General features: G+C 70.9%; 22 protein-coding genes. 8 read left to right on the forward strand and 14 right to left on the reverse strand.

From position 1 onward, the window contains the following. Nucleotides 1-3 precede the first annotated feature (3 nt). Together OG609_RS06035 and OG609_RS06040 are read left to right on the forward strand one after the other, a co-directional pair. Entirely contained in the window at nucleotides 4-963 is a 960-nt protein-coding gene (locus OG609_RS06035) for a DMT family transporter (protein ID WP_327271838.1), read from the forward strand. 11 nt (nucleotides 964-974) lie between these two features. Then, nucleotides 975-1715, forward strand: coding sequence for a polysaccharide deacetylase family protein (locus tag OG609_RS06040; RefSeq protein ID WP_327271839.1), 741 nt, complete (start codon nucleotides 975-977; stop codon nucleotides 1713-1715). A 49-nt stretch (nucleotides 1716-1764) separates the two neighbouring features. Here the strand turns inward: OG609_RS06040 and asnB are convergent, their stop codons facing one another. Both asnB and OG609_RS06050 read right to left on the reverse strand, forming a co-directional pair. Then, nucleotides 1765-3612 (reverse strand): asparagine synthase (glutamine-hydrolyzing), encoded by a 1848-nt coding sequence (gene asnB, locus OG609_RS06045; protein WP_327271840.1) that lies wholly within the window; start codon nucleotides 3610-3612, stop codon nucleotides 1765-1767. A 334-nt stretch (nucleotides 3613-3946) separates the two neighbouring features. After that, entirely contained in the window at nucleotides 3947-7582 is a 3636-nt protein-coding gene (locus OG609_RS06050) for an nSTAND1 domain-containing NTPase (protein ID WP_327271841.1), read from the reverse strand. A 394-nt stretch (nucleotides 7583-7976) separates the two neighbouring features. On the opposite strand from OG609_RS06050, the gene OG609_RS06055 reads away from it, so the two are divergent. Then, a complete protein-coding gene (locus OG609_RS06055) occupies nucleotides 7977-9269 on the forward strand; it encodes a glycosyltransferase family 39 protein (RefSeq protein WP_327271842.1) in 1293 nt (430 codons plus the stop codon). A gap of 227 nt (nucleotides 9270-9496) precedes the next feature. Continuing rightward, complete coding sequence (locus OG609_RS06060) at nucleotides 9497-10222, forward strand: carbon-nitrogen hydrolase family protein (RefSeq protein ID WP_327271843.1); 726 nt, start codon at nucleotides 9497-9499, stop codon at nucleotides 10220-10222. On the opposite strand, the gene OG609_RS06065 is transcribed toward OG609_RS06060, so the two are convergent. Next, the gene (locus tag OG609_RS06065) at nucleotides 10219-10803 is read right to left on the reverse strand and encodes a GNAT family N-acetyltransferase (RefSeq protein ID WP_327271844.1); all 585 of its coding nucleotides are present in this window, start codon (nucleotides 10801-10803) and stop codon (nucleotides 10219-10221) included. The genes OG609_RS06060 and OG609_RS06065 overlap by 4 nt on opposite strands. 22 nt (nucleotides 10804-10825) lie before the next feature. Beyond that, complete coding sequence (locus OG609_RS06070) at nucleotides 10826-10966, reverse strand: hypothetical protein (protein ID WP_327271845.1); 141 nt, start codon at nucleotides 10964-10966, stop codon at nucleotides 10826-10828. On the opposite strand from OG609_RS06070, the gene OG609_RS06075 reads away from it, so the two are divergent. Beyond that, the gene (locus OG609_RS06075; RefSeq protein WP_327271846.1) at nucleotides 10954-11325 is read left to right on the forward strand and encodes a substrate-binding domain-containing protein; all 372 of its coding nucleotides are present in this window, start codon (nucleotides 10954-10956) and stop codon (nucleotides 11323-11325) included. The genes OG609_RS06070 and OG609_RS06075 overlap by 13 nt on opposite strands. Nucleotides 11326-11373: 48 nt before the next feature. Here the strand turns inward: OG609_RS06075 and OG609_RS06080 are convergent, their stop codons facing one another. The 5 genes from OG609_RS06080 to OG609_RS06100 all read right to left on the reverse strand — a co-directional run bounded on the left by OG609_RS06080 (nucleotide 11374) and on the right by OG609_RS06100 (nucleotide 18461). Further along, the gene (locus OG609_RS06080) at nucleotides 11374-13203 is read right to left on the reverse strand and encodes a CocE/NonD family hydrolase (protein ID WP_385649370.1); all 1830 of its coding nucleotides are present in this window, start codon (nucleotides 13201-13203) and stop codon (nucleotides 11374-11376) included. A gap of 127 nt (nucleotides 13204-13330) precedes the next feature. Continuing rightward, the gene (locus tag OG609_RS06085; RefSeq protein WP_327271847.1) at nucleotides 13331-14275 is read right to left on the reverse strand and encodes a S66 peptidase family protein; all 945 of its coding nucleotides are present in this window, start codon (nucleotides 14273-14275) and stop codon (nucleotides 13331-13333) included. Continuing rightward, the gene (locus OG609_RS06090; protein WP_327271848.1) at nucleotides 14272-16260 is read right to left on the reverse strand and encodes a prolyl oligopeptidase family serine peptidase; all 1989 of its coding nucleotides are present in this window, start codon (nucleotides 16258-16260) and stop codon (nucleotides 14272-14274) included. The genes OG609_RS06085 and OG609_RS06090 overlap by 4 nt, the downstream gene beginning before the upstream one ends. Nucleotides 16261-16282: 22 nt before the next feature. After that, nucleotides 16283-17635 carry a M20/M25/M40 family metallo-hydrolase gene (locus OG609_RS06095; protein ID WP_327271849.1) on the reverse strand — a complete coding sequence of 451 codons (1353 nt, stop codon included), beginning with the start codon at nucleotides 17633-17635 and terminating at the stop codon, nucleotides 16283-16285. Next, nucleotides 17628-18461: a M55 family metallopeptidase gene (locus OG609_RS06100; RefSeq protein ID WP_327271850.1), complete on the reverse strand. Its 834-nt coding sequence runs from the start codon at nucleotides 18459-18461 to the stop codon at nucleotides 17628-17630. The genes OG609_RS06095 and OG609_RS06100 overlap by 8 nt, the downstream gene beginning before the upstream one ends. Nucleotides 18462-18678: 217 nt before the next feature. Here OG609_RS06100 and OG609_RS06105 point away from each other — a divergent pair, with 217 nt between their 5' ends. From OG609_RS06105 to OG609_RS06115, 3 genes are read left to right on the forward strand one after another with little or no spacing between them, the layout of a single operon-like run. Continuing rightward, nucleotides 18679-19623: an ABC transporter ATP-binding protein gene (locus OG609_RS06105; RefSeq protein ID WP_327271851.1), complete on the forward strand. Its 945-nt coding sequence runs from the start codon at nucleotides 18679-18681 to the stop codon at nucleotides 19621-19623. Then, the gene (locus OG609_RS06110; protein ID WP_327271852.1) at nucleotides 19620-20594 is read left to right on the forward strand and encodes an ABC transporter permease; all 975 of its coding nucleotides are present in this window, start codon (nucleotides 19620-19622) and stop codon (nucleotides 20592-20594) included. The genes OG609_RS06105 and OG609_RS06110 overlap by 4 nt, the downstream gene beginning before the upstream one ends. A 45-nt stretch (nucleotides 20595-20639) precedes the next feature. Further along, nucleotides 20640-21044, forward strand: a complete 405-nt coding sequence (locus OG609_RS06115; protein WP_327271853.1) for a GntR family transcriptional regulator — start codon at nucleotides 20640-20642, stop codon at nucleotides 21042-21044. A gap of 43 nt (nucleotides 21045-21087) precedes the next feature. Here the strand turns inward: OG609_RS06115 and OG609_RS06120 are convergent, their stop codons facing one another. The 5 genes from OG609_RS06120 to OG609_RS06140 all read right to left on the reverse strand — a co-directional run bounded on the left by OG609_RS06120 (nucleotide 21088) and on the right by OG609_RS06140 (nucleotide 25476). After that, the gene (locus OG609_RS06120; protein WP_327271854.1) at nucleotides 21088-21645 is read right to left on the reverse strand and encodes a DinB family protein; all 558 of its coding nucleotides are present in this window, start codon (nucleotides 21643-21645) and stop codon (nucleotides 21088-21090) included. A 192-nt stretch (nucleotides 21646-21837) separates the two neighbouring features. Further along, entirely contained in the window at nucleotides 21838-23031 is a 1194-nt protein-coding gene (locus tag OG609_RS06125; RefSeq protein WP_327271855.1) for an ABC transporter permease, read from the reverse strand. Further along, nucleotides 23028-23753, reverse strand: a complete 726-nt coding sequence (locus OG609_RS06130; RefSeq protein ID WP_327271856.1) for an ABC transporter ATP-binding protein — start codon at nucleotides 23751-23753, stop codon at nucleotides 23028-23030. Before OG609_RS06130 ends, OG609_RS06125 begins: the two co-directional genes overlap by 4 nt. Next, the gene (locus OG609_RS06135; protein ID WP_327271857.1) at nucleotides 23750-24826 is read right to left on the reverse strand and encodes a peptidoglycan-binding domain-containing protein; all 1077 of its coding nucleotides are present in this window, start codon (nucleotides 24824-24826) and stop codon (nucleotides 23750-23752) included. Before OG609_RS06135 ends, OG609_RS06130 begins: the two co-directional genes overlap by 4 nt. Beyond that, nucleotides 24823-25476 (reverse strand): hypothetical protein, encoded by a 654-nt coding sequence (locus OG609_RS06140; protein WP_327271858.1) that lies wholly within the window; start codon nucleotides 25474-25476, stop codon nucleotides 24823-24825. The genes OG609_RS06135 and OG609_RS06140 overlap by 4 nt, the downstream gene beginning before the upstream one ends. Nucleotides 25477-25517 lie beyond the last annotated feature (41 nt).

Consider the following 25517-nt stretch of genomic DNA (forward strand, 5'->3'; position numbering starts at 1 on the left):
GACATGAACGTTCTCGCCGTGATGCTGGCGCTGTCGGCGGCTCTCGCCAACGGCGCCGCATCCGTGCTGCAACGGCGGGCCGCCATGGAGCAGGTGGAGTTCGAGGCAGCGGGCGGCAGGCCGGATGTGCGGCAGGTGGTGCGCCGATCGGCACAGCTGATACGCCGTCCCTTCTGGCTGGCCGGTGCGTCGGCGCTCGGGCTGTCCGCGGCCTTCCAGACGGGCGCGCTGGCGGTCGGTAGCCTGTCGGTGGTCCAGCCGCTGATGGCGAGCGAACTCCTCTTCACGCTGTTGCTCGGCACGGCGGTCTTCCATCACCGTCCGGGCGGCAGGACGTGGATGTCGTTCCTGATGCTCGCCGCGGGGCTGGCGCTCTTCCTGGCCGCCGCCGGCCCGTCGGTGGGTGAGGCAACGGGACAGGCCGGCACATGGCTGGCTGTCGGCATCTCCGCCGCGACGGCAATGGCCGCGCTGACCCTGCTCGCCCGGACCCTCGACGGCGCCGCCTGCGCCGCGGTGCTGGGCTGTGCCACCGCCGTCTCCTTCGCATGTACGGCCGCTCTGATCAAGGAGGTCACGGGCCGGATCCCGCAGGGTGCGGCCGCGGTCTTCACCACGGGGTACCTGTACGCGATGTGCTGCGCCGGTCTGTTGAGTCTGTTGCTGCTCCAGAGCACCCTGCGTGCCGGGACACTCGCCGCCTCCCAGCCGGCGCTCACCCTCGGGGACGCGCTGCTGGGTGTGGTGCTGGGGAAGGCACTGTTCGATGAACGGATCGCGCTGGGCGTTCATCTGCTGCCGGCCACGCTCGGTGCCTGCCTGATCGCTGCCGGGACGTTGGGCCTGTCGCTCTCGTCGGCGGTCGCGGGTCACTGGGACTCGGCGAGAGGGAACGATGACGCGGCGGAGCAGGCCCGACCGCAACCGATGGCCGACAACGACGAAGGCGCGGAGTCCCGATGAATGCCCGGCCCATGAGGCTCCCCCCTGCGTTCCGTGCCCCACTGGCCGCGTCAGCGCTGGCGCTGACCGCTCATGTCGCCCCCGCCGGCACCTGGCTGCCCGGTTTGCGGCGCAGGTGTTTCCCCTCCCTGGCCGGCCTCGGACACCCCCGCCACATCGCCCTGACCTTCGACGACGGCCCGGATCCCCGCTCCACCCCGCACTTCCTGCGCGTATTGGACCAGTTGTCCACACGCGCCACGTTCTTCGTGCTCGGGGAGAGTCTTCTGCGCCATCCGGAGCTCGGCCGCGACATCGTCGGCCGCGGACACGAACTCGCCGTTCACGGATGGACACACAGCCGCCCATGGCTTCCCACCGTTGTCCGGGACACGCGCGAGGTCTCGCGCGCCGCCGAAACGGTACGAAGGATCTCGGGCACCCGGCCGTTGTGGTACCGGCCTCCGTACGGAATCCTGACCGGTGGCCGCTGGACCGCGGCCCTGCAGTCCGGACTGAGGCCGGTGCTGTGGTCGGCCTGGGGCCGGGACTGGGCCGAGGGCGCGACCCCCGAGAGGGTTCTGACGACCGTGCGCAGCGGGCTCCGGGGCGGCGGCACGGTCCTCCTCCACGATGCCGACCTGTCGGCATCCGGCCGGTGGCGGCCCGCACTCGCGATGCTGCCGGAAATGATCAGCGGCCTTCGGGCCGAGGGGCTGACCGTCGGCCCGCTCGTCGACCACGGCCTCACGCCCCTGCGCCGGGCCGGTTGAGTACGCCGACCCCGACGGGCCGCGCGCCGGGCCGGAGGCGGCGGACCGCTCAGCCGAGGTCCACCTCCGGCTCATACATGTCCAGCCACATCGCGAGGTCCAGGGTGCGCTCCAGGCCGCGGCGGGACGCCGAGGTGATCCGGGGCGCATCGTGGTCGGCGACCCGCTGCAGCCGGGCGCGGTCGATGAGGTCGAAGACCCGGTGGTCCGGGCGTGCGAGGAGGTCGTGGGCATGCTCCTGGAGGGCGACGGCGTACTTGGGGTCCTGGGTCGACGGATAGGGGCTCTTGGTCCGCTCGTACACGGACCGGGGAAGCAGATCCGCTGTCGCCTCACGCAGCAGGCTCTTCTCCCTGCCGTCGAAGGACTTCAGGGCCCAGGGAGTGTTGTAGACGTACTCGACGAGCCGGTGGTCGCAGAACGGCACCCGGACCTCCAGGCCGACGGCCATGCTGGCGCGGTCCTTGCGGTCGAGCAGGATGCGTACGAACCGCGTCAGGTGAAGATGGCAGATCCTGCGCATGCGGTACTCGAAGTCGCTCTCACCGGTGAGCCGTTCGATGCCGGCGACGGCGCGGTCGTAGCTGTCGCGGATGTACGTCTCCAGGCCGAGGGCCTGGTTCACGTCGTCGCGGAGCATGCCCGCGTCCTCGCCGAAGTGCTCGGCGAACCGCACCAGCCAGGGGAAGGTGTCGGCGCTGCGGGCCTCCTCGTCGAAGAACTGGAGGTAGCCGCCGAAGACCTCGTCGGCCGACTCGCCGGACAGCGCGACGGTCGAATGTTCGCGGATGGCCCGGAAGAGCAGATAGAGCGACGCGTCCATGTCGCCGAGGCCCATGGGGATGTCCCGGGCCCGGATCATCCGGGCGCGTACGTCGGGGTCGGCGAGGGCGTTCGGGTCGAGCACGATGTCGCGGTGGAGGGTGCCCGCCTGCTCGGCCACGTCGTGCACGAACGGGGTGTCGGGGGTGGTGCGCAGTTCGTCGGCGACGAAGTTCTCGGTGCGTCCGACGAAGTCGACGGCAAAGGTGCGGACCTTCTCGCCGCTCTTTGCGAGCTGCCGGGCGGCAAGCAGGGTGACCGCGGACGAGTCGAGGCCGCCGGAGAGCAGGACGCAGCGGGGCACGTCGGAGACCAGCTGGCGGCGCACGATGTCGTCGAGCAGTGACCGTACGTTGGCGATCGAGGTGTCCCGGTCGTCCGGGTGCGGGCGGGTCCTGAGCTGCCAGTAGACGTGCTTGCGCAGGCCGCCGCGGTCCACGGTGACGACCGTGCCGGGCTCCACCTCGTACATGCCGTCCCATACGGCGTGGCCGGGGTTCTTGACGAGGGTGAAGAGCTCCCGGAGCCCGTCGAGAGTCACCCGGGGCCGGGCCACGGGATTGGCGAGGATGGCCTTGGGTTCCGAGCCGAAGAGCACTCCGTCGGGCGTCGGCCAGTAGTAGAAGGGCTTGACGCCCATCCGGTCGCGGATCATGACGAGCTTGTCGTGGCGGCTGTCCCAGAGGGCGAAGGCGTACATGCCGTTGAGCCGTTCGGCGACGGACTCGCCCCACTCCAGATAGCCGTGCAGCACGACCTCGGTGTCCGAGTCGGTGATGAACCGGTGCCCGCGGGCGGTCAGTTCGGTACGGAGTTCGGTGAAGTTGTACGCCTCACCGGAGTAGACGAGGGCGACTTCCCCCTCGGGTGTGCCGACGGTCATGGGCTGGCGTCCGCCGGGCAGGTCGATGATCGCGAGCCGCCGGTGTCCGAGCCCCACGTGATCGGCGATCCAGGTCCCCCGGTCGTCGGGGCCCCGGCAGGACATGGTCTCCGTCATCGCGTCCAGCGTCGCGACGTCCTCGGCTGCCTGCAGGTCACGGTCGAAGGAGACCCAGCCCGTGATGCCACACATACGCGTCCTCCCGATTCGGTCCCGGCCGGGAAAGCGTTCATACGCACGGTGCCGTCCCCCGGGCGGCGTGCCGAAAGCGAAGGCCCGGCAGAACCAGTTGTATTTAGCAGCTATGTAACGAGCCTCTGCCTGCGATTGCGTACGGTCAACACGGTCGATACATCGACGGAGGCCGGCCCCTCATACTTTCGGCCGCCATTTTTCCCTTCCTATACGGGGTGCTGCGCTCCGCAGCCCGTACGGGAAAGGCCCGCGGGCGCGGCGCGCAGCCCGAATCGGCCACGGGCAAAGACTTGCCCAATCCGGGGTGGGCCAGTGGGGTGCACCCTGCGGGTCAGCAGATGGTCCGGTACCCCACATCGGGCAGATGCGCCCGCCATTCGTCCTTCGAGAGACCGCCCCGGGAGCGTGAGCAGACGGCGGCGGCCGCCAGGGACGGAGCGAGCGGGTAGGTGCGCAGGGCGGTGTACGGGGTGGTGACGCGGAGCCGGCTGTCCTGTGCGGCGAAGGCCAGCGCCAGCACGGGCCCGTCCGCGGCCGGCAGCGGTGCCCCCTGGGAGCCGGGGTCCTCGGTGGTCCACATACGCACGGAACCGTCGGGTGAGCCGACGGCGACGGACCGGCTGTCGGCGGAGAACGCCAGGGCCGGTTGCGGGAGCCCGCCGTCGGCGCCGGGAGCCAGCACGGCGAGGCGGCGGCGCCCCGCCCCGTCCCACAAGGTGACGCGTCCGAAGAAGTCGGCCATGGCCAGGTATTGGCCGTCCGGGCTGTAGGCGGCGGTTGCGACAACGCTCTCGCCTCGCAGGACCCGCCTCGCCCGGCCCGACCCCGGTTCCACCGACTGACCCAGCTCCGTGAGGAACCTGCCGTCCGGGGCCGTCGCCACCACGGAACCGTCACGCTTGCGATACACGGTGGACCAGGCGGGGTCACCCTTCGGTTTCCCGACCTCGATGGTCTCGCCCGCGGCGGAGGAACGGGATACGGTCACCGACCGGTCGTCGAGTGAGATGCCGACCAGGTCGCTCACCTGCAGCAGGGATCCATGAGGGTGAACGGAGACGGTCGTGGGACCGGACTGATGGGCGAAGGTGCGACTGTCGGGGCTGAATGCCATCAGGCGGCCGCAGCCCTCGCAGGACGGTCCGGTGAACACGGCGTCCTGCCGGCCGGTGGCGGCGTCGCGCAGCCGTACTTCGTATTTCTTGCCATGCGGGGTGGACAGGGTGGTTCCGGTGGCGAGTGTCCTGCCGTCCGGGCTGAACCTGGCTCTGCTGAGGGGCTCCTGCAGCCGGCCGGGCGAGAGCACTCCATCGAGGGATGTGGACCGCACCGCGATCGCCGGGGCCGTCCCCTCCTCATAGCGCAGGACCCGGCCCTCGATGTCCAGGGTGAGCCGGCCGAAGCCCGCTCCGGACAGCGGCTGGCGGAGCACCGGAGCGGACAGGTCGGCCGTACGCCAGAGCAGGGCCTCCGTGGCACTGAGGGTCGCCGCATAGGCGCCGTCCCGACTGAACACGAACTCGGACGGATCGGTGACGGGGATGCGGCGCCGCTCGTATCCGGTGCGTACGTCCCACATGCGGACTCCGGTGCCGGACCGGAATGCCAGCGCCCGGCTGTCCGGGGTGAAGGTGGCCCCGTCCATGTCGCACGCGCGCCTACGCGCGGCCCCCGGGGTGCGCAATCGGCTGCGTCGTCGGGTGTCCCACACCTGGACCGGGCCGGTTTCCGGGCAGAACGCGAGCAGCTTGCCGTCCGGGCTGACGACGAGGCCGCGGGCCTCCGAGCCGTGGAGCGGGATCTGTGACAGCAACCGGCCGTCGCGGAGATTCCACAACGTGATGACACGGTGGTTCTCCTGAACGGCAAAGGTCCGGCCCCCCGGAGTGAAGGCGCCTTCGGAGTTCCACCCGGTGGAGCCTTCGGGCGGTCCGAAGACCGGCCCGGTCGGACGGCCCGCAGCCAGATCCCACACGCGCAGACCGGTGGGGGTGCGGATCACGACGCTCCGGGTGTCCGGGCTCACGTCCACGATGTGGTCCGCATGCTTCCCCAGGCCCGGGTACGACGGGAGTTCGCGGTGCGAGGCCACGTCCCAGCGCCGGGTGCGGTCGGGGCTCACCACGGTCAGGGTGCGGCCGTCCTGGCTGGTGCGACGCCAGACGCCGTTGTCCTCGTTCGGCAGGAAGTCCGTCGTGGGAGAGGCGAACACATCCAGTTCCCGCTGGGCGGCCGCGCCGAACAAGGCCTCCCGGGTCCGGGGCAGGTCGGCGATCCGCCACGCGGCCACGCTGAGCCGCAGGGCGGTGCGCGGGTCGGAGTGACGCATGGTGTCCGCGACGGCGGCGACTCTCAGCGCTTCGGCCTCGGTGGCCCGGCGGGCGCTGGTGCGGCTCTGCTGCCAGGCGAGCAGGCCCGCGACAACGGCCAGGCACAGCAGGAGCGACAGGGCGACGCTGAGGCCGCGCAGCCGCCGGGTCGTGCGTATCTCGCTGCGCCGGGAACGGTCGCGGGCCTCGATGGAGACGGTGAGGAACGCGTCCTCCAGGTCGGTGAGTTCCGCGGGCTCCCCAAAGGCCTCCCCGGCCGCGGAGAGCTGTGCTCCGCGGAACAGTGCGCCTTCGTCCCGGCCCAGTCCCTGCCAGATGCGGGCGGCGTCGGTGAGCCTGCGGTGCAGGCGCAGCCGCTCGCGGTCCTCCTCGATCCAGCCACGCAGCCTGGGCCAGCCGAGGATCAGTGCCTCGTGGGCGAGGTCGACGGTGGTGGCGTCGGCGGTGAGCAGGCGCGCACGTACGAGCTGTTCCAGGACCAGTGCCGTGCCCGGGGACGTCCCCAGCTCGTCCCTGGGGGTGGGGCGCCTGGTGTCCTGGGTACCGTCACCGGGTGAGATCAGTCGCAGCAGCAGCGATCGGGCCGTCCGTGCCTGCTGCGGGGTGAAGCCGGAGATGACCTCTTCGGCCGTGTGCGCGACGGCTCCCTGGATTCCGCCGATCGCCTCGTATGCGGCCAGTGTGAGTGTCCGGCCCCGCCGTCGCCGCCATACCTCCAGCAGGGCGTGGGACATCAGCGGCAGGCCGCCCGGCTCGTCCACGACCTCGGCCACGAGCCGGGCGGTCAGGGCCCGTTCGACCACCAGCCGTTCCGCGGAGGCCGGGCCGACGATCGCTTCGCGCAGCTGCGCCGGAGCCATCGGGCCGACCAGCACGGTGGCGTCGCGCAGGGCGAGGGCGAGGGCGTGGTGCTCGGCGCACCGGCCGAAGAAGTCCGCACGTACAGCGACGAGGACCCGCAGGCGGGATGCGGGATCGCATGCGGCGAGCAGCAGATCGATGAACTCGGCGCGCTCGGCCGGATCGTGGCAGAGCGCGAAGACCTCCTCGAACTGATCGACCACGATCATCGTGTCGCCCCCGGCATCCGGCTCCGTCGAGGGGGTGAGCAGCTCGCGGTGGGTGCGGGCCGGGTGCTCCCCCGGGGTGAGAACGCGGATCACGGCCAGGGGGGTGCCGGAGTCGGTGCGCAGGGCCGGGATGAGACCGGCCCGCAGCAAGGACGACTTGCCGCTGCCCGATGCGCCGACCACGGCGGCGAACCGGTGCCGCCGGGTCAGCTCCCGTACGTCGTCGGTCAGCTCGTCCCGTCCGTACAGCGGGTCTCCGGGCTCGAACCGGGCGAGCCCCGGGTAGGGCGCGCCCGCCGTCCCCTGCTCCTCGGCTGCGGCCGGCTCCGATGAGGCGGCTGCGCGCCAGCGCTCCTCCCAGTGCGCGGCCTCGCCGCCGCAGGCCGCCGCATAGGCGAGGGCGACGGGCAGCGACGGCAGGCGCTCGCCGGCTGCGGCGGCGGAGAGTGTGGGCGCCGAGAAGGGCGCGTGCCGGGCCATCGCACGGTAGGTGGGGCTGCCCGCCCGGTGGCGGAGTTTGCGCAGTTCGTGGGCGAACATCTGCACCGCACCGGCGGCGGGATCCACCGGTTTCTCCGGACGTCCCACCCCGTGCCCCCACCGTCGAGTTACCGAACCGGCGATCACGCTATGCGCGTCGAGTTTTCTGCGCAACGGCGCTGAACAGCGCAAATGAAATTGATTGGCACCGCCTGCGGGGGCTGCCCATCAATACGACGGACGATCGACTGAGCGAGAGACCTCTCTTCGGACGGAGCACGTCATCTCTCTCATCCAGCGCACCGCCCCCGTCGTCGATTCGCGAACGGAACATCTCCCGCAACCGGTCCGGAGCGCCCTGCGCCGGGCGGTCCCGTGGGCCCCCGGCCTGCCGGCCCTGCTCATCGGGGTCTGGGGAATCCGCCGCCAGGACACCCTGTGGGGAGACGAAGCGGTCACCTATGAAATGTCACATCGGAGTGTGCCGCAGATCTGGCACACCCTGGGCCATGTCGACGTCGTGCACGGCCTGTACTACCTGATCATGCGGGGGGTGTTCGGCCTCTGGGACGGCGGTCTGGTGGCGCTGCGGCTGCCGTCGGCACTGGCGGTCGCCGCGGCGGCGGTCGGCGTCGTACGGCTGGGGCAGCGGCTCGGAGGGACGTGGACCGGGCTGCTGGCGGGCCTCGTCCTACCGCTGCTCCCGCCGGTGCAGCGGTATGCGCAGGAGGGCCGGTCCTACGCCCTGGTCTGTGCACTGATCACGTGGGCGAGCTGCCTGCTCGTCGCCAACCTCTCCCGGCCGGGAAGACGGGGCTGGGTGGCGTACGGCGCGGTGATGCTGACGGCCTGTCTCCTCCACGAGTTCTCCGTACTGATGCTCCTGGCCCATGGCGTGACCGTCTTCCGGGCGCGATTGGCGCCGTCGGTGACGTGGGCGTGGAGCATCGCGGCGGGTGGCGTGCTCGCCGGCCTCCTCCCGCTCGCCGCCTTCAGTACCACGCAGTCCGCGCAGGTGGACTGGATCGGCACGCCGGACGCCGGGGACGTGCTGGGCTTCGTCGCGACGGCCCTGCTGGGCGTCGCCTTCGCCCGCTCTGCCGGCCGAGCGCGCGGACCGATCACATTGTCCGCGCTCGCGCTCCCGCTGCTGATCCTGCCCAGCACGCTGCTCATGCTGACAAGCCCGCTGCATCCGTTGTACGTGGACCGTTACGTCCTGGCCTCCGCCATCGGCTTCGCGCTCCTGGCGGGCTCGATGCTCGACCGGCTCCGGCAGTCGGCGCGCGGTGCCGGAACCGTGCAACGTGTGACATGTGCCGTGGCACTGGCCTCGGTGCTCGCCACCCTCGTACCCGTGAGCACCGCGCTGCGGAAGCCGGGGAGCCGCAAGAATGACGCGGTCGCGATTGCCCGGGCAGTCCAGGACATCGCCGAGCCGGGAGACGGGCTGCTGTTCATGCCGTCACGCAGACGCGTATGGACGCTGGCCCGGCCGGACTCCTTCCGGTCCCTGTCCGACCTCGCCCTGGAACAGAGCCCGGTCGCCTCCAACACACTGTTCGGCAGGGAACTGTCACCGGACCGGATCCGCGAGCGCATCATGACCAGCGCACGCGTCATCGCGGTGCGCGACCTGGAGGGCCAGCCCCTGGACGCGAACGCGCCCGAGGCGGTCAAGCGCTCCACCCTCGACGCGCACTTCGGGGAATGCGCGAGCCGAACGGTCACGCAGGCGCGCATCACCGTCTATGCCAGACCCGGCCACTGCTGAACCGCACCGGCTGGACCGGTCCGGGTGACCGGCCCGGGTGACCGGCCCGGGTGACCGGCCCGGGTGACCGGCTCGGCTGACCGCTCCGTCCGACGGACCCGGCCGGCTGCTCGGGTTGAGCTGCTCTATAGGCTGGTCACGACCTTGTTCGCGTCGGTGCCCTGTGGTGTCTCCCCGGGCGGTCCGCCCCCAAAGTGCCCGGCCGACCGGCTGATCCGGAGTACCTCGTGCCCGTACCGCTCACTGTCGCCGTCGCCCAGCCCGACTGTGTTCACCTCGACGTCGCCGCCAACGCCGTAGTCCATGCGGAGGCGATCGGCCGGTCGGGGGCACGGCTGGTCGTCTTCCCGGAGCTGTCGCTCATGGGCTACGACCTCGCCGCTCCGGCCGTGTCGCCCGACGACCCCCGTCTGCGGCCGATCGTCACGGCGTGCCGCGAGGCGGGGGCGACGGCCCTGGTCGGGGCGCCGGTGCGCGCCGCGGACGGGCGTGAGTACATCGCCACCCTGGCCGTCACGGGCGAGGGCGTGAGCGTCGTCTACCGCAAGATGTGGCTGCACGGCGAGGAGTCCGACCGCTTCGCCCCGGGAGAGAAGCCCGAGGTCCTGGTGGTCGACGGCCTGCGGCTGGGGCTTGCGGTGTGTTACGACGTCGCCGTTCCCGAGCACGCCGCCGCCACCGCCGCAATGGGCATCGACGCGTATGTCGCGAGCACCCTGTACGGCCCCGGACCCGAGCAGGCCGCCCGGCGCGACGGCCACATGAACAGGGCGGCGCTCGCCCATGGTGTGTGGGCGGTGCTGGCCACCGCGGCGGGACCGAGTGGGGTGTACGCCCTCACGTCGGGCGGCTCCGGCATCTGGGCACCGGACGGAACCCCGGCCGTGCAGGCCGGGCCCGAGCCCGCCGCCGTGGTGTCCGCGACCGTGGGTACGGCCCGGCCCGGGTCCTAGACGCCCTCCTGGCTCAGCATCTCGGCCGTGATCGCCCACCGCTCGTGGTCGCGCCAGGCTCCGTCGATGAAGAGGAAGTCCGGCGAGAACCCCTCCAGGCGGAATCCGGCCCGTTCGACGAGGGCGAGCGAACCCTCGTTGGCGGGCTGGATGTTGGCTTCGAGACGGTGCAGGCCGAGCGGCCCGAAGGCGTACCGCAGGACCAGTCCCAGCCCTTCGCTCATCAGGCCGCGCCCCGACGCATGGGAGAAGGCCCCGTAGCCGAGCGCGCCGCACTGGAACCCGCCGCCGACGATGTTGTTGATGTTGATGAACCCCGCGATCCTGTCACGGGCCCCGCCCCCGCCCGCCCTGCTCTCGCCGCCCCCGCGTTCGCAGACCAGGAAACCCGCCTTTGTGGGGTCTTCGATCAGCCGGCCCGCGTAGGCGGCGTACGCGCGGGCGTCGTCGGGCGGGAAGATCCAGGGGCTGTGCATGTCCCGGCTCTCCCTCGCCCGGATGGTGAACTCTTCGGCATCCGCTTGGGCGTAAGGACGGATCGCCGTGCGCGATCCCTGGGCCAGATATACGTTTTCGGACATCCGGCCAGCCTAGAACGTGTGGTCAACCCGTCGCGTACGTGATTCCCCGGACCGGGCCTTCGGGGCTGTCCCCGACGGCGCAGTAGAAGTGGTGGAGCTTGCCGCCGCTGGAGATGAGGTCCGGCTTGCGCGCGTGGCGGTCGTCGATGTGTGTGGGGCCCACCAGATTGGCTCTCGGCTCTCCTCGACCGCCCGGAGCCGCCCGCTGTCCTGCTCTGCGCCAACGGCACCACTCCGGCCCATGCGGCCGGCGACCTGTCCGTCCTCGGCCTGGAGGTCCCCCGTCAGATCGAACTGGCCGGCATGGACGACTTCGGCCCCTTCGACCTGCTGCCGCTGGCGATCGCCGCGGCGCGCGTCCCTTCCCAGGAGATGGGCCGCCGGGCCGCGGAGCTGCTGTCGCACCGGATCCAGGACCCGGACGGTCCGCACGAGGTGCGGCACATCCTGCCGCCCGTCGAGATCCGTACGCGTGACTCCGCGCAGGCGTATCTCCGGGTGGTCGGGGCCGCGTCGGCGTAACGACCTCGCCCGCGATTGTCAGCGGCGTCGTAAGGCTTCTTCAGCGCCTCATTCCACCCGGCCGCCGACCACCGGAAGCTCCAGCACTCCGGTGTCCTCGGGGGCGCTGACCACTGTGACCGGCTTGATGCCGCGGTTGCCCGAGTAGGCGCTGTCGCTCGCCGCGATCACGAATTCGAGCCGGTGTCCCGCCTCGTACCGGTGGACGATGCCCGGAAGCTGCACGGCGAACGAGCGGGTGACGTCGGGCACGCGCACCGGCGAGACGAGCCGGTTCACCAGTGTCCTGGTGCCGTCCGGGGCCACGTCGTACACCTTGGCGAACAGGACGAGTTTGTCGGCGGCGTCCCCGCTGTTCTGTACGCGCTCGGTCTTCGGCGAGACCACCTTCAGGGTGGCCTTCGGCGCGCCGACGACATCCACGGCGGAGGTCAGCGGGGCACTGCTCCAGCCCAGGTAGGTGCCCTTGATGTCGTACGGCTCGGGGTCGGGCAGTCCGATGAGTCCGGCGAGCGAGCTCTCCGAATGACTGGTCGGCACAAGCCAGTTGGCGTACTGGCGGCTGCCCCGGGTGACCTTGGACCGGTTGTCGACGAGCTTGCCGTCGCCGGAGAGATACATCTTCTGGCTCAGGCCCGGTACGGCGGCCGCGGTACCGTAGCCGCTCTTCCAGTCGCGGTAGTAGGCGAACTCGGGCCCGGTGTCGGTGTTCTTTTCGTGCTGGAGGTAGCGGTCGAACCAGGCGAGGACGCGCTGTCCGACGTAGCTGGTCTCCAGATTGCCCTTGCCCAGGTCGAGTTCACCGGGTGCCTGCCCGCCGCTGTGGCCCCAGGCCTGCCAGATCATCTTGGTCGTGGTGCCCTGCGCCTTGAGGATCCGGTACGTGGCGGTGGCCTCGTTCAGGTTGAACAGGCTGTCGGCCTGGCCCTGCACGAGCAGGGTGGGTGCCTTGACCCTGCTGAGGTAGTCGACGGGTGAGACGCTGCGCGCGTAGTCGAGCATCGCGGCGGTCCTGTCCGCGGGGTAGCGTCCGGAGTTGAGCAGCCGGATGGTGTCGCAGGCCTGTGGTGCGAAGTGCAGACAGGTGAGGCTGCCGAAGCGGGACGGGTCGAGGCTCGCGTTGAGGATCGTCTGTCCCTCCCCCAGCAGGTAGAAGCCGTTGGTCCACTGCCACTTGAAGACACCGGCGGTGTCGGACGAAACGCCCTTGCGGGTACCGGTGTTGTTGGGGGCGAGTGCGTAGGCGAGATCGTTCCAGGTGATCAGCGGTACGAGGGCGTCGACGCGGTGGTCGACGGCCGCGGTGGCCATCTGGACGGCGCCGCCGTACGAGCCGCCGATCATGCCGACCCTGGGGTCGCCCTCGCCGTCCCTGGTGACGTAGTCGGCCCTGGTGCCGTCGTCGGCGGCGCGTGTCCCGGCAAGGAAGTCGATGAGTCCGGCGGCCGCCTTGCCGTCGATGGCCGGATCGTCGAGCGTGATGAGGCAGCCGGACTTGCCGAAGCCGAGGCCGGAGTAGACGAGGCCGACATAGCCGCGGGAGGCGAAGGCCTTGCCGATGGCATCGGTCGAGCCGTCCGATTTGCTGCCACCGAAGCCGTTGGTGGCGAGAACGGCGGGGGCCGGGTGCTGCGCGTCGGCCCCGGCGGGGCGGTACAGGTCGGCGTCGACGGTGCAGGAGCGACCATCCGCCTGAATGGTGAACTTCAGTGGGGTGACGGTGTATTGAGAGGTCTCGGCGGCCGTTGCGTGCGCCGCACCGGTGAGGACCAGCGGTGCGGCGAGCGCGGCTCCGGCCACGTATGCGACCGACTTCCGGGAGAGTGCCCGATACCCGGACCGAGGGCGGGAAACAGCACGTGACACGAAGACCTCCACACCGAGGGCGCCTTACCGACCAGTAAGTAACTGACCGCGCTCATGCTGTGACACGCGCCATAGCGATGTCAACGCTCGGGGCGGAGCTTCCTGAAGGATGCTCAACTTCCTCGCGATTCAAGGCCGTTCAGACCAGCGCGGGCACCTCGATGGTGAGCGTGGCGGGGCCGCCGCCGGCCGGCGCGTCCAGCACGGCGGGCACGCCGAGCGGAATCGTGAGCGCCGTCGGTCCGTGCCCGAAGCCCAGCTCCTCGACGACGGGTACGCCCAGGGGGCCGAGCCGGTCGGCAAGGACCGCCCGCACCTTCTCGTACGGACCGCAGCCCGCCCAGGAACCGCAGGCCACCCCGGCGATCCCGTCGAGCGCCCCGGCCCTCAGCAGTTGGGTGAGGATGCGGTCGATGTTGTACGGGTCCTCGGTGGTGTCCTCGATCACCAGCAGACCGCCCCGGGCGGACGTCCGGGCGTGCGGGGTGCCGATGTCGGCGGCGAGCAGGCTCACACAGCCGCCGTAGGTGATGCCGCGGGCCCTGCCGGGGACCAGCACCCGCGCCGTGGGCAGGCCGAGCGTGCGTACCGACTCGGGCTCGAACAGGGTGGCCCGCAAGGACTCCTGGGTGTCCGGGTCCTTGAGGAAGGTCTCGGTGCCTGCCATCGGGCCGTGCAGGGTGGCGAGCCCCATGCGCCGGGCGAACGCCTCGTGGAGCACGGTGATGTCGCTGTAGCCGATGAACACCTTGGGCCCGGCCGCGCGCATCGCCGCCCAGTCGACCAGGTCGACCATGCGGTGCACGCCGTACCCGCCGCGGGCACAGATCACCGCGTCGACGGATGGATCGCACCAGGCTTCCTGGAGGTCCCGGGCCCGCACCTCGTCCGTACCGGCGAGGTAGTCCAACTCCGGGTGCATGTCGCGGACATGAGGTGCTTCGACGGGATCGAGCCCCCAGCCACGCAGTACGTCGAGGCCCGCCTCCAGGCGGTCGGCGGGCACCGGCCCGCTCGGTGACACGACGGCGACCCTGGCGCCCGGACGCAGTCGAACGGGGCGGGTCAGGGGGGCGAGGGTCACTTCTTCAGCTCCAGCCGCGGTACGTCGGGACAGTCGATGCCGAAAGTCTGGCCGTACAGGGAGAGTTCCGCCTCCAGGGCGCGGACCATGGTGTCGGCGCGCCGGAACCCGTGCCCCTCCCCCTCGAAGGTGAGATACGCGTGCGGGATGCCGCGCCCCTCGACCTCGGCCAGGAACCGCTCGCACTGGACGGGCGGGCAGATCGGATCGTCCAGCCCCTGGAGCAGGAGGAAGGGCGTGGTCAGATGGTCGGTGCGGGTGACCGGCGACCGTTCGCGGTAGCGCGCCGGGACTTCGGCGAGCGGGCCCACCAGGGACTCCAGATACTGCGATTCGAAGTCATGGGTCTCATCCGTGCCCCAGCCGGTCAGATCGAGGATGGGGTAGATGATCGTGCCGCAGGCGTAGACATCGGTGCCGGTCAGCGAGGCGGCGGTGGTCCAGCCGCCGGCGCTGCCGCCCCGGATGGCGAGCCGCCGACGGTCGGCCGTGCCCTCGGCGGCCAGCGCTTCGGCGACGGCCGCGCAGTCCTCGACGTCGACGACGCCCCACTGTTCGCGCAGCCGGTTGCGGTAGGTCCTGCCGTAGCCGGTGGAGCCGCCGTAGTTGACCTCGGCGACGCCGATGCCGCGCGAGGTGAAGTAGGCGATCTCCAGGTCGAGGACGAGTGCGGCATGGCCGGTGGGGCCACCGTGCGCCCAGACCACATAGGGCGGCAGTTCGCCGTCGGGGCCGACCCGGTCGGGGCTCCGCGGCGGGTAGATGTGGGCGTGGATCTCCCGGCCGTCGGGCCCGGTGAAGGTGCGGTCCTCGGGCTGCGGGTAGTAGGCGGGGTCGACGGCGTCCTCGTGCGGTGTGCCGATGATCCGGGTGCGTCCGGTCGCGGTGTCCAGCTCGACGACCTCGTAGGCGCTGTACGGGCTCGCGGCGATGCCGACGATCCTGCTGCCGTGCGCGGCGAGCGACTCGGCCCATTCGGTCCAGGGCCCGGCGACGTCGACGAGTTCGCCGGTCTCCGGGTCGAGTATGCCGAGCGTGGTGGTGCCCTTGCCGTGGACGGTGGCGATCAGGCCGTTCTCCAGCGGCCGGAACCAGCTGAGGCCGATCTTCCACAGCGGTCCGGCGAACTCCAGCTCCCGGGGGCAGAGCGCGACCGCGCCCCGGTGCGGGTCGGCGCGGTACAGGTTCCACCAGCCGCTACGGTCGCTGGCGAAGAGAAGCCGCCCCTCGGCATCCCATTCGATCTGCGGCACCGATTCCTCGGGGCCGCCGCCGAAGCTCCAGGTGTGCTGGAACGTACCGTCCTCGGCGACGTCCGCGAGCATCACCTCGGTGCCGTCCCACGGCATGCGCGGATGGTCCCAGGCGAGCCAGGCCGCCCGCCGCCCGTCGGGCGAGAGTCTCGGCCCGGTGACGAACCGGTGGCTGTCGTCGGTGAGTTCGCGTACCGCGGAGCGGTCCTCGGCGGCCGAGCCGTCCAGTGGTACGGCGGCGATCACCCGGCGCAGGTCGGTGGGCTGCTCGCCGGTGAACTCCTCCAGGACGCACCACACTTCGCCCCGGTCGCCCCGGTCGAGGTGGAGCTGCGGGTCGACCCACCGCAGCCCGCCGCCGACGGCCGAGACCGGGGTGAGCGGCCGGGGCTCGCCGGGCTCGTCGGGGGTGTAGGCGTACAGCCGCTGGTCGGCGAAGTGGACGAAGACGATCAGCGGTCCGCCCTCGGCGCGTTCGGCCCCGGCCCAGGGCTGTCCGCCGTATTCGATGACCCGGCTCCGTACGTTCCACGGAGCGGGCAGGACGCTGTCACCGGTCCCGTCCGCGCGGCGGCGGATCAGGGCGCGGCGGCCCGCCTCGGCGGGGCGCGGCTCCGTCCACCACACCTCGTCGCCGACCACGCCGACGTACTCCGGACGGCCGTCGTGCGAGGCGGCCAGCCGCGCGTCGATCGGCGAAGGCCACGTTCCGTAGGGACCTGTGGACACCATGTTCGATTCCCCCCGTTCCGGGTCAGGCCGTGCGCAGGTAGTGGTCGAGGACGCGGACACCGAAGTGCAGTGCGTCGACGGGGACGCGTTCGTCGACGCCGTGGAACAGCGCCTGGTAGTCGAAGCCGGCGGGCAGCTTCAACGGTGAGAAGCCGTAGCCGGTGATGCCGAGCCGGGAGAACTGCTTGGCGTCCGTGCCACCCGACATGCAGTACGGCACGACGTGGCCGTCCGGGTCGAAGCGTTCGATCGCGGCGCGCAGCTTCGCGAAGGTCGGCGAGTCGACGGGCGCCTGCAGCGGGACCTCGCGGTGGTGGAACTCCCAGTCGACGTCGGGTCCGGTCAGCCGGTCCAGGGTGGCGTGGAACTCGTCCTCGCCGCCGGGGACCATCCGGCCGTCGATGAACGCGGTGGCGTGGCCGGGGATCACATTGACCTTGTACCCGGCTTCCAGGATGGTCGGGTTGGAGCTGTTGCGGACGGTCGGCGCGACCAGGGCGGCGGCCGGTCCGAGCTTGCCGAGGAGCTCGTCCACGTCGAAGCCGGGGGCGTCGAGGTCGGGGCGGATCCCGTGCAGCGCGGCGATCTCGGTGAGCGCGGCGCGCACGGTCGGGGTGAGCCGGACCGGCCACCGGTGTTCGCCGATCCTGGCGACGGCCGCGGCGAGTGCGCTGACCGCGTTGGCCTTGTTGACCTTGGAGCCGTGCCCTGCCTTGCCGCGCGCGGTGAGTTTCAGCCAGGCGGTGCCGCGCTCACCGGCGGCGATCGGGTAGAGCGGCATGTCCTGACCGGCGTGGAAGGTGAAGGCGCCGGATTCGCTGATGCCCTCCGTACACCCTTCGAAGAGTTCGGCGTGCCGGTCGGCGAGGAAGCCGGAGCCGTCCTCGGCGCTGGCCTCCTCATCGGCGGTGTACGCGATCACGATGTCGCGGCGGGGCCGGACGCCGTTCCGCGCCCAGGCCCGGACGACGGCCAGGACCATCGCGTCCATGTTCTTCATGTCGATGGCGCCCCGCCCCCAGACGACACCGTCGCGGACCTCCCCGGAGAAGGGGTGCACGGTCCAGTCAGCGGCCTCGGCCGGGACGACGTCGAGATGGCCGTGTACGAGCAGGGCGTCGGCGGACGGGTCGGTTCCCGCGATTCGGGCCACCACGTTGGTGCGCCCCGGGGTGCGTTCCAGCAGGGCCGGTTCCAGTCCGGCGGCGGCCAGCCGCTCGGCAACGTACTCGGCGGCCGGTCGCTCCCGGCAGTCACCGCCGCCGCGGTTGGTGGTGTCGATCCGGATCAGTTCGGAAGTGAACGTCACCGATTCGTCGAGCGCCCGCTCGTCAACGCTCTCGGCGCTCTCCTGGGGGTGGGTCGCCTCAGCCATACTGTTCCTCCACGGCGGACGACACGATCGTCGTCACCGCCTTGAACGTGCGGATACCTTCGTACATCGTCGCGCTGGTGTAGGCGACACGCCGTTCACCGCTGGGTGCCACGCCGGGGACCACGGTGGCCGCCGCGGCCAGATGCTCGGCGTCGAACTCCAGCTCGACGGTGAAGGGGCCGCCCTCCACCGGGGTGTGCCGTACGGCGAGCGCGGTCGCGTCCTTGGCCGCCGCGCGGATGTCCGCTGCGGTACGGGCCGGGGTGCGGCACACCGCCGCGTACCGCGACACATAGTCCTTCACGGCGACCTTGCGGGCCCCGGGGGCGTACCCGTCCGCGTCCACGCAGGTCAGATCGTCGCCGGTGACGAGGACGACGGGAACGCCGTACTCGGCCACGACATGCGCGTTGAGGAGCCCCTCGCTGGCCCGGGCGCCGTTGAGCCAGACCCCGGTGATGGAGTTCGCCAGATACGTGTGGGCGAGGACCCCTTCCGTACCGGCGCCCGTGTGGTAGCCGACGAAGGCGATGGCATCGACGTCGCCGTGCTGGACGCCCTCCACCATGGAAAGGGACTTGTGCCTGCCGGTGAGCATCTGGACCCGGTCGTCGAGCTGCTCCAGCAGGAGGTTGCGCATGGACCAGTGGGCCTCGTTGATGAGCACCTCGTCGGCGCCGCCGTCGTAGAAACCGAGCGCCGCCGCGTTCACGTCGGAGGTGAACATGGAGCGGCACCGCTCCCACTGCGGGGTGCCCGGCAGCACATCGGCCGGCCAGGTCACGCCGGTGGCGCCTTCCATGTCCGCGCTGATCAGGATCTTCATGCGGGCTCACGCTACGCGCCGAAGAACCGCCAGGCCAGAGCCACAGATACGTTCAATGGTCCAGTCCTCCGAAGAGAGTGCGCCCTACACCCCGAACAGGCGCATTCCGGACGCCGCGCGCCCGGTCGGCGCGCGGGCCCGCTTGCTTCGCCTTGACAGCCCTCCTCCACCAAGACCATGATTCCATTAATTGACTAATGGAATTGAGGCGAAGTGCATGGCAGACGCATTGACTCCGGGCGGCGCGTCCGGCGCATGGGCGCTGGAGGCCCGCGGCCTGGGTAAGCGCTACCGTCGCGGCTGGGCGCTGCGCGACTGCTCGTTCCGGCTGCCGGCCGGGCGGATCTGCGGTCTCGTCGGCCCCAACGGCGCGGGGAAGAGCACCCTGTTGGGACTCGCGACCCGGCAGGTGCAGCCGACAGAGGGTGAACTCCGCGTCTTCGGCGTGCCCGTGGACGATCCCGCGGTGATGCCGAGATTCGCCTTCCTCGGGCAGGACAAACCGCTGTTCAAGCGGTTCACCGTGGCGGAGACGCTGCGTCTGGGCAGCGAGCTCAACCCCGGCTGGGACATGACCGCGGCGGAGCGGATCGTACGGTCGGGCCAGGTGCCGATGCACGCCCGGATCGGCACTCTCTCCGGTGGTCAGCGCACCCGAGTCGCATTCGCGCTCGCCTTCGGCAAGCGGCCCGACCTGCTGCTGCTCGACGAGCCGATGTCCGACCTCGATCCGCTGGCCCGCCACGACATGAGTGCCCTCCTGATGTCGGAGGCCGTGGAGCGCGGCACCACGGTGGTGATGTCCTCGCACATGCTGTCCGAGCTGGAGGACATGTGCGACTACCTGCTGGTCCTCGCCGACGGCAGGATCCGGATGGCGGGCGACGCGGACGCCCTCGTCCCGGCCCACGCGCTGGTCACGGGACTCGCCACCGGCGGGGACCCGGCCGCCTCGCTGACTCCCCACACGGTGGTCGAAGCCCGCGTCCAGGGCAGGCAGTTCCACGCGCTGGTGCGGCCGAACGGCCCGCTGTCGGGTGACTGGGTGGTCGCCGAACCCAGCCTGGAGGAAGTGCTGCTGGCGCACCTCCGCTCGTCGGACGCACCCCCGTTGTTCACACCCGGTGCCCGCATCGAGGCCGAAGGGATCCACACCTCATGAGCGCCACCCTGACCGAGACGCCCCGAACCGGACGGGCGCCCGGACCCCGTCTGCTGCGCGGACTGAACTGGCTCGTCGTACGTCAGCACCGGGCCGCGCTGCTCACCGTGCTCGCCGCGATGGTCCTCGGCTCGATCTGGATCGCGTACCAGCGCGGCCGGATGGGCCAGACGCTCGAAGCCGCGGGCTGGCCGGAGAAGGAGCTGGCGCAGCCGACCTTCGCCTCGACGGGACTCAGTCTCACCGTCACGGCCCTGAGCGCGCTGCCCGTGATCCTCGCCGTCTTCCTCGGCGCCCCGCTGATCGCGGGCGATCAGGAGCACGGCACCGCGCAGCTGGTCACCACCCAGTCCGTGTCCCGGCGTCGCTGGCTGACGACGAAGCTCGTCTGGTGCTACGCGGCCGTGGTCGTGTCCGGCGCGGTGCTCTCGGCGTTCTTCACCTGGTGGTGGAAGCCCTATCGCTCGGTGTTCCCCAGTCTGTGGCCGGACGGGCCGGTCTTCGACAACACCGGTCCGGTACTCCCCGCGCTCTGCCTCTTCCTGACCGCCGCCGGCATCACCTTCGGCTTGCTGCTGCGCCGTGTCCTCGCGTCCATGTTGGTCACGTTCGTCTTCGCCGCGATCGTCGAGGTCGTCTGGGGCGAGATGCGCGTATACCTCGCACCGTCACGCATGCTCACCTACCCGCTCAACGGCGACATGCCCGCACGGCTGAACGAGTCGCACGAGCTGGACCGCTGGATCGGCTCCGCCGACGGCCATCTCTACGGCTGGGGGCTGTGCGCCAAGACCACGGAAGCGGCCTCGGACGCCTGCATCAAGGAGCACGGCATCGTCAACAACGTCGTCGAGTACCTCGGTTACGACCAAATGCCGTCCATGCAGTGGACCGGGGCCGGCATCCTGCTCGCGGCCACCGCCGTGCTCACCGTGTTCACCCTGTGGCGGGTGTCCCGGAGCCCCCTTTAGGACAAACCGCCGCAGGTACGTATCGTTTCGGCAGTTCAAAGGGAGGTGAAGACCGTGGTCGTATTCCGAATCGACAGACGCAGCGGAGTGGCGACGTACCTCCAGATCGTGCGACAGGTCGAACAGGCTCTGCGGATGGGCGCCCTGGAGGAGGGCGACCGGCTGCCCACGGCCGCGCAGGTCGCGGCGGAGACCAAGGTCAACCCGAACACGACCCTCAAGGCGTACCGCGAGCTGGAGCGCGCGGGTCTGGCCGAGGTCCGGCAGGGAGCAGGCACCTTCATCACCCGTTCCCTCGCCCCGGCCCAGGAGGGCCTCGACTCCCCGTTGCGCGCCTCGCTCGCCCAGTGGCTGGACGAGGCACGGTCTCAGGGGCTCAGCGGCCAGGAGGTCACCGCCCTGTTCCGCTCGGCCTATGCGGCTGTGTATCCGTCCGGGACGGACGGCTGAGGGGCGGTTTCGTACTCCTCGCCCGACGAGTACGAAACCGCGCTCAACCCGGCACTGGATAGTCGCCCGTGGCGCCGTCGGTCCGTTCGCGCAGCAGGTCCGCGTGGCCGTTGTGGCGGGCGTACTCCTGGATCATCACCAGGTACACCCAGCGGAGGCTGACGAGCCGGCCACGGGTCGTCGACATGAACGTCTCGTCGAGACCGTGCCCCGCCACGGCGGCCTCGCACGCCTCGACCTCGGCGCGGAACGCGGCGAAGTCGCGTTCCGCGTACGCGGCGTCGACACCGTCGATGCCTTCGTCCCCGTCATCCAGGCCGGTGAAGACGTCGCCGATCGGCTCACCCGCGAAACTCCGCCGGAACCACCAGCGTTCGATCTCCGCCATGTGTCGTACCAGGCCGAGGAGAGTGAGGTTCGACGGCTCGGCGGCGGTGTGCGCCAGCTGCGCCGGGTCGAGTCCGGCGCACTTGGTGAGCAGCGTCTCCCTGTGCCATCGGAGCCAGCCCTCCAGCATGGCTCGCTCGTCCGCGGTGCTCGGGACGTTCAGCTGGTCGCAGTCGGCTGTCGTACGTTCGATGCGGGGTGCCGTCCATGTCATGGCGGCCATCCTCACACCGGCCGCGACGCGGCTGGGGCATACGAGAGGTCCGTGCTCTCCGAGAAGCTCACCGGGTTCCGCCGGTTCATCACCGGCACGGTCGCCCCACACGTCGCCACCCGCCGAACGACAAGTGGGGCAAGTGGGGCGTTCGGGGCGCCACCTCAAGAGGGCACCCCGTACGCCGCCGCCTCACGTCGCGTTCAGAGCCACCGTCGGGTGGAGACGGGAGGCGCGGATCGCCGGATAGAGGCCCGCGACCACGCCGATCAGGAGGGTGGCGGCCAGGCCGCCCGCCAGGGACCAGAGCGGGACCACCGCCGTCCACCCCTGGACCCGCGCGAAGCCGTACGTCGCCGCCGCGCCCAGCAGCGCGCCCGTCGCCCCGCCCAGCGCCGACAGCAGCAGCGACTCGGTCAGGAACTGGAGCCGGATCGCGTTGCGTGTCGCGCCCAGCGAGCGGCGCAGGCCGATCTCCTGGCGGCGTTCCAGGACGGAGATGACCATGGTGTTGGCGACGCCCACACCGCCGACCAGGAGGGCCACCGCGCCCAGGCCGAGCATCAGGGTCGTCAGGCCCTCGTCGGTGGCGGCCTTGGCGGCCAGCGCGTCCGAGGGCCGGGAGACCTTGACGCCCGCCTCGTTGCCGGGGCTGATGGTGCGGGCCAGGACCGCCCGTACGTCCTCCACCGAGGCGTCCGTGGAGCGCTCGAAGATGGTGGTGGGGTGGCCGTCGAAGCCGAAGTAACGCTCGGCGGCGGGGAATCCGACCATGGCCACCCGGTCCAGGTTGGGGACCAGTTCGAGTGGTTTGAGGATGCCCACGACGACCACGCGCGTGTCGTTCATCATGATCGTCTCGCCGGTGCGGGTGATTCCGAGGCGGTCCGCCGCCACCGCGCCGAGGACCGTCGTCGGGAGGCGTTCGCCGACCGGACTCAGCCAGACGCCCTGGTCGACCTCGCCGCCGAGCGCGGACAGCAGGTCGATGCGGGCCGCCTGGGTGGTGACGCCGGCGGTGCGCTCCTCGGGGACCACGTCGCTGCGGCGGATGCGCGCGTCGACGTCGGCGGTGGCCGTGGCGTGCTGGACCGGGCCGACACGCTCGACCATCGCGACCGCGTTCTTGGGGAGTTTGATCGGCTGCCCCATGGCGTCCTCGCCCGCCTCGGCGGTGAGGAGGTTGGTGCCGAGGCGGTCGAGCTGGGCCATCAGGTCCGCGCGGCTCGACTCGGACAGGCCGACGACCGCGACCATGGTCGCGATACCGATGGCGATGCCGAGCGCCGAGAGCACCACGCGCGCGCGGCGCGCGCGAAGGCCGACCGCACCGACGCGGAGGATGTCGCGCGGGGAGAGACGGGAGGGCTTGAGGCCGTTCTTCATGAACCGACCTCTTCCGTACGGGAGGCGGAGCGCGCGCCGGAACGCGAGTCCGAGACGATCTCCCCGTCCTTGAAGCGGACCCGGCGCGGCAGCGAGTCCGCGATCTCGTTGTCGTGGGTGATCACGCAGATGGTGGTGCCGGACGCGTTCAGCTCGTGCAGCAGCTCCATGACGATCTTGCCGGACGCGGTGTCCAGCGCCCCGGTCGGTTCGTCCGCCAGCAGCAGCCGGGGATCTCCCACCAGGGCGCGGGCGATGGCCACGCGCTGCTTCTCACCGCCGGACAGCTCGTTCGGCGTGTGCGAGTAGCGGTGGTCCAGTCGAACCCTGGCGAGCGCTTCCCGCGCACGCGTGCGCCGTTCCTTCAGCGGTACGCCCGCGTACAGCAGCCCGTCGGCGACGTTGTCCACCGCGTCGCGCCCCGCCGCCAGGTGGAAGTGCTGGAACACGAAGCCGATGTGGCGGGCGCGCAGTGCGGAGAGCCGGGAGTCGGAGAGCTCGGACACGTCGTACCCGGCGACCCGGACGGTGCCCGTGGTGGGCTTGTCGAGGGTGCCCATGACGTTGAGCATCGTGGACTTGCCGGAGCCGGACGGGCCGACGACGGCGAGCAGTTCGCCCTCTTCGACGGTGAGGTTCACTCTGCGCAGGGCGTGGACGCCGCCGGGGTACGACTTGGTGGCGTCCTGCAGTTCGATCACCGCGTCCGATGAGACCGTCATGACTTCGCCACTCCGACCTTCAGGCCCTCGCGCACGTCAGGGCCGCTGACCTCGATCTGCCCGTCGGCGGTCATGCCCGTCTCCACCCGCACCATCTTCGAGGTGGCGCCCTGGACGACTTGGAGGCCGTAGCCGCCGTTCTCGCCGCGCAGGGCGACGACCGCCTCGACGGGGACCGCGAGGACCCCCTTGCGCGCCTCGCTGACGAACTTCACGCTCGCCGACGCCTTGGCGTCCTCGCCGGACGCGGCGCTCATCCCGCCGTCCAGGACGACCTCGACGGTGATGCCGTTCTGCGCGGCATCGCTCTCCCCGGCGGACGCCTCGGGGCGCACCGTCCGGGCCACCTTGCCGGTCGCCGTCTTCCCGCTCGGGAGGGTGACCTCGACCTTGGTGCCCCGGGAGGTGAGCGCGCCGTCGCCCTGGTCGAGCTGCGCGCGGACGACCGGCTTGGTCGAGGCGACCGTCAGCACGGCCGTGTCCGGGCCGACCTGGTCGGCGAGCGCCGCGTCAGCGGTGACGACCTTGACCCGGTCGGGCTGGAAGACGACATCGCCCTTGCCGACCTTGCCGGTGGTCTCACGGTTCAGCGACTTCTGCCATTGCTTGACGGCGGCCTCGGTGTTCTCGTCGTACCGCGCGTCGACGTAGAGGTTCGCTCCGTACCCCAGGTCGCGCAGATTGCGCTCCAGCTGGAGCACGTCGCTGCCCCGGTCGCCCGCCTTCATCTCGCGGAACATCGGGACCGGCCCGTAGAGGAGGGTGACGGGCTTGTCGTTCAGCTCGTACAGTGCCTGCCCCATGGTCAGTGTCTTCCCTTCGGATGCGGCCACCGTGACGGTGCCCTCGACGGCGGACTTGACGGCGCGGCGCTGCGCGAAGTCGAGCTTGCCGTCGACCGTCTTTGACTGCACGAGGTCGGTACGTACGACGGTCGCGATGGCGGGCGGCAGGTCGCCCGCCCTCCCGGAGGCGCCCGCGTCGCCGTCGTCGCCGAGGAACAGGACTCCCCCCGTGACGGCGGCGGCGACGGTCACCGCACCGAGCGCGAGGAAGGCGGTGCGACGCTTCACTGCATGCCGTCCAGACCGTCGAGCAGCTTCGACTTGCACGCCTCGCGGGCCTGCTTGTACGACGGCGACTTCGTGTCGATGGACGGGGACGCCGGGTTCGGGTCGCCGCCCGGCTGGGCGTTGCCGCCGCTCATGGTCGGGTTGGTGAACTTGGAGACGCCGTTGTCGCGCATGCACTTGGCGTGCGCGAGCATCGACTCGTAGTCCTTCTGCTGGTCGCGCTTGGGCTCGGCCGTCATGGCTGCCTGCAACTCGGTGACGCAGACACCGTTCTTGCCGCCCTTGATGCCCTCGTTGCGGCCGGGCTGGGAGCCGATCTCGTCGACCTTCGTCCAGTCGAGGTGCCCGCTGAGCTTGGGGTCGGGGAAGTCCTTGTAGCCGCCCTTGACGCGCATGCACTGGACGTACTTCATCTGGGCGTCGTAGAAGGCGCTCTTGCCCGCAGGCTGGGTGCTCGGCTTTTTCTCGCCCTTCGCGGCGCTCGCGGTCGGCGCGTCCGGTACGTCGGCGATCACGTCGTCCTTCTTCGCACCGCCGGTGCTGTCGTCACCGGCGCCGCAGGCGGCGGAGAAGGCGAGTACGGGCACGGCCACGAGGGTGGCCATGCGCAGCCGGGCTGTGGCGCGGGGGTTCGTCCTGAGGAAACTCATGCGCTTCACGTTCGCCGTCGCGGATGATGGCCCGTCCATGG

Source organism: Streptomyces sp. NBC_01224 (genome assembly GCF_036002945.1).
In the GTDB taxonomy this organism is placed as follows: Bacteria; Actinomycetota; Actinomycetes; order Streptomycetales; family Streptomycetaceae; genus Streptomyces.

What these genes read in the sequence shown, in the direction of transcription:
- OG609_RS06035 (WP_327271838.1), top strand. Translation starts at nt 4, where the DNA reads ATGAACGTTCTCGCCGTGATGCTGGCGCTGTCGGCGGCTCTCGCCAAC.
- OG609_RS06040 (WP_327271839.1), top strand. Translation starts at nt 975, where the DNA reads ATGAGGCTCCCCCCTGCGTTCCGTGCCCCACTGGCCGCGTCAGCGCTG.
- asnB (WP_327271840.1), bottom strand. Translation starts at nt 3,612, where the DNA reads ATGTGTGGCATCACGGGCTGGGTCTCCTTCGACCGTGACCTGCAGGCA.
- OG609_RS06065 (WP_327271844.1), bottom strand. Translation starts at nt 10,803, where the DNA reads ATGTCCGAAAACGTATATCTGGCCCAGGGATCGCGCACGGCGATCCGT.
- OG609_RS06090 (WP_327271848.1), bottom strand. Translation starts at nt 16,260, where the DNA reads ATGGTGTCCACAGGTCCCTACGGAACGTGGCCTTCGCCGATCGACGCG.
- OG609_RS06095 (WP_327271849.1), bottom strand. Translation starts at nt 17,635, where the DNA reads ATGGCTGAGGCGACCCACCCCCAGGAGAGCGCCGAGAGCGTTGACGAG.
- OG609_RS06100 (WP_327271850.1), bottom strand. Translation starts at nt 18,461, where the DNA reads ATGAAGATCCTGATCAGCGCGGACATGGAAGGCGCCACCGGCGTGACC.
- OG609_RS06105 (WP_327271851.1), top strand. Translation starts at nt 18,679, where the DNA reads ATGGCAGACGCATTGACTCCGGGCGGCGCGTCCGGCGCATGGGCGCTG.
- OG609_RS06110 (WP_327271852.1), top strand. Translation starts at nt 19,620, where the DNA reads ATGAGCGCCACCCTGACCGAGACGCCCCGAACCGGACGGGCGCCCGGA.
- OG609_RS06120 (WP_327271854.1), bottom strand. Translation starts at nt 21,645, where the DNA reads ATGACATGGACGGCACCCCGCATCGAACGTACGACAGCCGACTGCGAC.
- OG609_RS06125 (WP_327271855.1), bottom strand. Translation starts at nt 23,031, where the DNA reads ATGAAGAACGGCCTCAAGCCCTCCCGTCTCTCCCCGCGCGACATCCTC.
- OG609_RS06130 (WP_327271856.1), bottom strand. Translation starts at nt 23,753, where the DNA reads ATGACGGTCTCATCGGACGCGGTGATCGAACTGCAGGACGCCACCAAG.
- OG609_RS06140 (WP_327271858.1), bottom strand. Translation starts at nt 25,476, where the DNA reads ATGAGTTTCCTCAGGACGAACCCCCGCGCCACAGCCCGGCTGCGCATG.